Source organism: Ruminococcus sp. (assembly GCF_017650195.1).
In the GTDB taxonomy this organism is placed as follows: Bacteria; Bacillota; Clostridia; order Oscillospirales; family Ruminococcaceae; genus Ruminococcus.
Window position 1 is genome coordinate 1 of the sequence record NZ_JAGCFH010000286.1, and the last position, 3,062, is coordinate 3,062.

At 40.5% G+C, this 3,062-nt stretch carries 4 protein-coding genes; 1 reads left to right on the forward strand and 3 read right to left on the reverse strand.

What is annotated here, in order from left to right:
• Positions 1 to 236: 236 nt before the first annotated feature.
• Positions 237 to 1,544, reverse strand: coding sequence for a type II toxin-antitoxin system HipA family toxin (locus J6U00_RS12880; protein ID WP_296582452.1), 1,308 nt, complete (start codon positions 1,542 to 1,544; stop codon positions 237 to 239).
• Complete coding sequence (locus J6U00_RS12885; protein ID WP_296582453.1) at positions 1,541 to 1,879, reverse strand: helix-turn-helix transcriptional regulator; 339 nt, start codon at positions 1,877 to 1,879, stop codon at positions 1,541 to 1,543. Before J6U00_RS12885 ends, J6U00_RS12880 begins: the two co-directional genes overlap by 4 nt.
• A gap of 309 nt (positions 1,880 to 2,188) precedes the next feature.
• Here J6U00_RS12885 and J6U00_RS12890 point away from each other — a divergent pair, with 309 nt between their 5' ends.
• On the forward strand, positions 2,189 to 2,602 hold the full coding sequence (locus J6U00_RS12890; RefSeq protein WP_296582455.1) for a hypothetical protein: 414 nt from the start codon (positions 2,189 to 2,191) through the stop codon (positions 2,600 to 2,602).
• An 89-nt stretch (positions 2,603 to 2,691) separates the two neighbouring features.
• Here the strand turns inward: J6U00_RS12890 and J6U00_RS12895 are convergent.
• A partial coding sequence (locus tag J6U00_RS12895) for a hypothetical protein (protein ID WP_296582457.1) occupies positions 2,692 to 3,062 on the reverse strand: 371 nt, incomplete at its 5' end.

Below are 3,062 nucleotides of genomic sequence, written 5' to 3' on the forward strand. Positions count from 1 at the left end.
ATTCGTGCCGAAAAAGTTACTATAATATTCATCATTCTCTTCAGCTGTAATCATTTGCTTTTCCTGATCGTAATGAAATCGAATACGATTAGTAAAATTGAACTCCTGATTTTCAATACACCCAGATTTTTCAATCCATATATATTGCAATATTTGTTTCATTCTCCAACGCCTCTCAACATACAAATTTAACCATGTCTTATCATATGAATACCCTATCTAAATTGGATGAACCTTCATAAGATGCTGTCGTTTATGCTATTTGAGAATTTGATCCCTCTATGTATCTCCACTGCACGTTCTTCACTGATACCGCTTTTTTCGGCGTAGCTGAGCCAGTCAGACACAACGGATTCAGTCTCTGATATAGCCTTGCGGCAGAACTCTGCGGTCAATCCCATAGCCTTTCCGCCTGCGATAAGATCGTCCGCTGTTATGCCTGATGTTTTGCCGTTTATTGACATCTGATGCTTTGATATCCACCTGTTGTCAGGATTATACGCAAAGGTCAGGTCGTATGCAGGTGAGAGTTTCCACTCACCTTTTCGGTTCATCAGGAACGAGAAGTTCTTGACATGGTCATCACAGTTGCCGCCAATAACAGCAAACGCCATACGCCTGAATATCTGCTCTACACCGCTTTTCCCTATTCCAAGTCTCTTTGCATAATCGGTATATAATTCATAACTGCAAACATTCGGAGTATTATAGTCGAAATGTCCGAGAGCTGCAAGGGTCTGCATATGCACTTTATCGCCGTTTACACGATCGAAGCGCTTTGTCATGAAATGATGAAGTCCGTCCTTTTCATAAATACGGCACTCGTTCATCTCGATACCGAGGTCAATAGCCATCAGATAATAGGCGTACTCAATAAGCGAATACTGCTTCTTATCGGCAAGATTATGGTCTCCGTTGCCTGATACCCCGTCAAATTTGATGAGCCAGTAATCAAAGCCCTTCCCCGCGTCCACTTGTCCTGACTTGACTTCGCCCGTATTTTCATTCCATGCAACGATAGCTTTAGCTCTTGCGCCGCCTGCCGAAGAACCTATCTCCAGCAGCTGCATTATGCTTGCTTCCTTATCAGAGAGTACCGCGCTCTCTTTGCCTGACAGCACCGCAGATGCAAGTTTGGTCATCTCAGTCACATCGACTTCGCTGTCTATAAACTCAGGACTTGTCGCAGGAACGTATTCAAGAGCTCCCATGCCACGTTTTCCCGTGTAGCACAACCTTTCTATCGCTGTAAATGTCTCGGATGAACGTCCCTGACCTGCAAGCCACTTATCTATAACAGCATTACCAAACTTATCAGGCAGAGAGTCGGCAAACAGCCCCGGGATACCGTGAAATGCTTCAACGCGGCTAAGCTCCGGAAATGAATATATCCTGTCAGATAAAGGCATCTTGAATGGCGACAGCTCTATCTCACTCCTTAGAAACTTTTTGTCATATTCAAAGCTTGCCGCTGCGTCATCATCGCCCTGATGAATATATCCTATGCGAGTACCCCAGAGGTACACTTCTGCTGTATTTATCATTCTTCATCTCCCCATTTCCAATCATTATCGGTTTTCTTACGTTTTCGTGCTCTCTGTTTCGGAGCGTTGTTATCTACATAATTAGAAGGTCGCTCCTGCGGATCAGGTACCAGCAGATCAAGTTTTTCTTCAAGGTCAAGTGCTTTTAGGAGCTTTATAAGATTGAGCAGCCCTATATCGCTGCCATTCTCAAAACGCGCTATTGTTCCGACCGAAACCATTGACTTCTCGGCAAGCTCTGCTCTTGTCATTGAAGCGGCAATACGATACTGCTTGAATCTTACCGAAAGCTCCGCGGCGATAGCCTTATCCTGCAAATTACTGTTTATCTTCATCTTGGACGCTCCTCTCTATATCAAATTTGTTGTCTCTATTATAGCATACTTAAAATTAAAATGCAATATATTATTTTTTAAATCAGAAATTCGCGCTTAAAACATAATATATTATATTTTATTGAGTTTTAAATTATCGCATATTTTGCGACAACTCAATTAGAAAAAACAAAGCAGCTCTGTGCGGAAATCGACCGCTTATTCAGAGTTGCTTTGGTCATTTTTTTCGGTAGAGACGCGCCATTTCAACCACTTATTTACCACTTATTGGCACTGAAAATTGCTTAAAATCACTTGAAGATGCTAAAAGTGAAGCTTCAAAAATCGGCGAAATACAGCCCTTTTCGCATTTTACTAAAATTCGCTGAAAGGCTCGGGACTATTTCTATTCCCGCACAGCTCGACAAAAATGCTTCACGGTATCAAGTGGGCGGCGTTTTGAGTAAAAACACAAGGGCTAATGATATTCTGACACTCATTGCAGAAATGGCAGATTCTAAAACCGTACTGATGAGTTATCTAGCCAATGATCCAAATGTCGGGTTGTCATCAAATAAGGATCTTTCAAAATTCAAGATGTTTGTCTGCGACACAGGATTATTCGCTACGCTTATGTTCAAGGATAATGATTTCACGGAAAACGATATCTATCAAAAGCTGCTGAGCGATAAACTCTCAGCGAATCTCGGATATCTCTTTGGTAACCAAGGGCACGGATTTTAGCCGATATAAACGGCGAATCGGGTGCTGTTTGGGTGCTGTCCATACCGTCTTACTAATGCTTAGGTTTTCTATTATTCATAGTTACCTAATTAAATTATTCCACATTCTTTCAAGACCATTATTGTTTCTTCTTTAGCCTCCTCCTCTTCTTTCTTATATTCAGTGTATAATTCAGGCATTTTCCAGATTTTTGCTACATCATTAATCCGATTTGGATATACAACTTTTGCTCTATCAAGCCTTTTTTCAAACTTTTCTTTTGTATAGCCTTCCCTATGAAGCTCTACACATTTTCTATATATTTCTTTTCTTATAATATTCAAGTTGTTAATATATTCTGCGTATTTATCAACTTTCAGATGCAATAATTCCTTCCTATTATCAAGTTTTGATGGGTGATACTGCAAAAGATACTTATATAACTCGTCGATATTGTTAATTGAATCAATAAAAGGAAGAA

Coding starts and splice junctions, on each gene's coding strand:
- J6U00_RS12885 (WP_296582453.1), bottom strand. CDS start 1,879: ATGAAGATAAACAGTAATTTGCAGGATAAGGCTATCGCCGCGGAGCTT.
- J6U00_RS12880 (WP_296582452.1), bottom strand. CDS start 1,544: ATGATAAATACAGCAGAAGTGTACCTCTGGGGTACTCGCATAGGATAT.